The sequence below is a fragment of the Desulfobacula sp. genome (assembly GCF_021107415.1).
In genome coordinates this window covers 1-2,687 of the sequence record NZ_JAIOSW010000447.1, presented here as the reverse complement: position 1 = coordinate 2,687, position 2,687 = coordinate 1, and the positions used below count along the sequence as shown (strand labels likewise).

General features: G+C 45.9%; 4 protein-coding genes. 3 read left to right on the top strand and 1 reads right to left on the bottom strand.

Features of this window, described 5'->3' with window-relative positions:
• The 3 genes from K8S13_RS22460 to K8S13_RS22450 all read left to right on the top strand — a co-directional run.
• Positions 1 to 563, top strand: a 563-nt coding sequence (locus tag K8S13_RS22460; RefSeq protein ID WP_291465960.1) for a hypothetical protein, incomplete at its 5' end; no start/stop codon positions are given.
• A gap of 120 nt (positions 564 to 683) precedes the next feature.
• Positions 684 to 929 carry a DUF4143 domain-containing protein gene (locus K8S13_RS22455; RefSeq protein WP_367172824.1) on the top strand — a complete coding sequence of 82 codons (246 nt, stop codon included), beginning with the start codon at positions 684 to 686 and terminating at the stop codon, positions 927 to 929.
• Positions 930 to 936: 7 nt separating this feature from the next.
• On the top strand, positions 937 to 1,611 hold the full coding sequence (locus tag K8S13_RS22450; RefSeq protein ID WP_291465958.1) for a hypothetical protein: 675 nt from the start codon (positions 937 to 939) through the stop codon (positions 1,609 to 1,611).
• 110 nt (positions 1,612 to 1,721) lie between these two features.
• On the opposite strand, the gene K8S13_RS22445 is transcribed toward K8S13_RS22450, so the two are convergent.
• On the bottom strand, positions 1,722 to 2,687 hold a 966-nt coding region (locus K8S13_RS22445), incomplete at its 5' end, for a glycosyltransferase (protein ID WP_291465957.1).

Sequence of the window (2,687 nt, the reverse complement as noted above, 5' to 3'; positions counted from 1 at the left end):
TCGATGCCCATAGCGGAGATGAAGATTTAGGCGATATCTCAATTCCCGGTTCGACATCCAGAGAATCAGGGTTGGGTAATATTCAGTATCAAGGATTTTTCACAGCCGCTGAGCCGGGGAAAATTATTTGGGGATTGGGTCCTGTTTTTGAATTGCCAACCAATACTAGTGGCCTTGGTTCTGACAAGTGGTCAGCAGGACCGGCAGCCTTGGTGTTGACCATGCCGGGAAAATGGGTGGTTGGTGCCCTGGCGCAAAATATGTGGTCCTTTACCGGCTCCAGTAGCGATCCTGACGTAAACAAATTCACCTTCCAGTACTTCCTCAACTACAACTTGAATAATGGCTGGTACCTTACTTCTAGCCCAATCATGACGGCGGACTGGGAAAAGCCCAGTGGCGATAAATGGACCATCCCGATGGGAGGCGGCTTCGGCAAGCTGGTACGTTTTGGCAAGCAGCCGGTTGATTTCAAGTTGCAGGCTTTTACAAATGTGGAAAAGCCTGATGGCGGACCGGACTGGAGTATGCAATTTGCCATGAAATTTTTGTTTCCAAAATAGAACAGGTAATGGCAGATAGAACAGGCAGCATGAGATGAAAAATGGGGTCAAAGCTTGGATATCGAATTACCGTTAACTATTTAGAGGGAAATATATTTCATCGAAAGCCTTCTCTTTGGGATGGATGGGTACCGTTTTGAAAACATGACTGTTCCTACATATCCTCATAGGAGAGATACAGGTCTATTGCATGCATTGCTGGATATAGAAACTCAGAATGATTTTTTGGACCATTCGGTCTACGGCCCTTTCTGGGAAAGCTTTGTCATTGAAAATATTATTTCGACGCTTCCGTTTAAGGTAACAATACGATCATATATTATGCCACATATGAAAAAAGAAAAATTCAACGAGTATTCCATATAGGACGATAATGAAAACTTACCTGAATAAGAAGCAGTGGATTACCCTGATCATCTGCATAGCTTTCTGCCTGTTATCAGTGGACAACGTTTTATCACATGAGGTAAAAGAGCAGTTAACCGGTCATGTTTTCTACGGTAAGATGCTCATTCCAAACAATGACTCGGACCTTGGAGGGAGTGACTACGACGTCAGCATTTTCGGTGTTGATGTGCAAAAGCCATTCGGCGGGGAAACTTTCAAGTATGGCCTCGAAACCGGTGCCCTATTCAGCATGGACAGTGATGTTCGAAGTTTTAGCGCATCTTCCGGGAGCGGCGGTGGCACAGTTGCTATTTCGGTGGATGTCAACTCGCTTTTGATCGATTATTTCTTTGGTGTGTATCTCGGCTTCGAACCAGCAAAATGGCTCCGGCTGAATGTGGGTGCCGGCCCCTTGCTCATCTGGGCGAAACGAGAGACCGAACCCGAGGCATCGGCACCCGAAGAGTTCAACTCTGAATCAGAATCCGGTTTTGGCGCTGGTCTATACGCTCGAGCAGGTATCGACATCTTTTTAACGGAAAACTTCGGACTCAATGCCGGAGCCCGCATTAACGAAACTACACTGAGTTTTAAGGATACGACGGGCAAAATCGATATCGAAGGCTGGCAATACTATTTTGGCATTGCCTTTCACTTTTGAACCATCATCTTTGGCATTATAACATAATGTCAATAGGTTAACTCGGTGCTACATCAAGTCCTTTTAGAACCCAGATCCTATTAAATTGTGGCCTTCTGGACCCGGATTTTTTATTTTTGCTTTTTGCAGGTTGGAGATGATCCACCCGGCCGGATGGTGTCTACAACAAAAAAATAGGGGGCCAGTACAAGCATAAACCAAAAAAATGAAATTAATGTGTTGATCGCGTCACAGACGGAGTTGTTGGTTATGGGCCGAAAATACTTGTCGTGGAATTTAAGGAATGGGTAATTTCTATCTTTTACAGAGGTCCGGAACAACACATCAAAAAAATAAAACATCTGCCAGGAGTTCTGACGGATATAGCGACCAATGTAAAACCAGGCGCGGATACTTCCAGAAAATCCCAGATCATATACAAACATCTTTATGGCCGCTCCAAAATAGGGCTTTAACAGCAGATACCCGGTTTCACCCTGGCTGGCGTAGATGGCTCTTGCTCTTTCAAAAAATTCCATGCGGCCGGTGCTGTAAAGCGCCATGAGCATGCCCATCAATATGTACAGGCGGTTGAAGCCTTCGACTTCAAACCGGCGACCTGAAGTGTATAACAGCCTGGGCAGGGTAATCCATGTGCCCCGGATTCTTATTTTTTCGGCCAGTTTCTGATCCTCCAGAAAGTGCTGACTTTCGTCAAAAACGCCCAGGTCTTCAAAAAAAGAGCGTTTTAATAAAAATCCCTGGTCCCCGTTGGTAGTATTTATCCTGTTGAAATACGTTTTGCCTTCGGCGTATCTGAAAGACATGTCGTTGTTTTGGGTAGTACGTATGAATTTCAGAGGGAAATGTCCTGCTACCATATCATGATTGGCATTCGCAAGGGCTGCGCTCCAGTGTTTGAGAGCATTGGACAACAGAAAGGGGTCTTTGATTCTGGTATCCGCGTGTAAAAAAAGAAGATTGTCGCCGGCAGATTTTCTGAATCCTGCGTTGAGCTGGCTGGCTCGCCCGCCAGGCGCCCGCACAATGACGGGATCAAAGCGCCGGCAGCGTTCTATGGTGTCATCCGTGGAGCC

What these genes read in the sequence shown, in the direction of transcription:
- K8S13_RS22455 (WP_367172824.1), top strand. Translation starts at nt 684, where the DNA reads ATGGATGGGTACCGTTTTGAAAACATGACTGTTCCTACATATCCTCAT.
- K8S13_RS22450 (WP_291465958.1), top strand. Translation starts at nt 937, where the DNA reads ATGAAAACTTACCTGAATAAGAAGCAGTGGATTACCCTGATCATCTGC.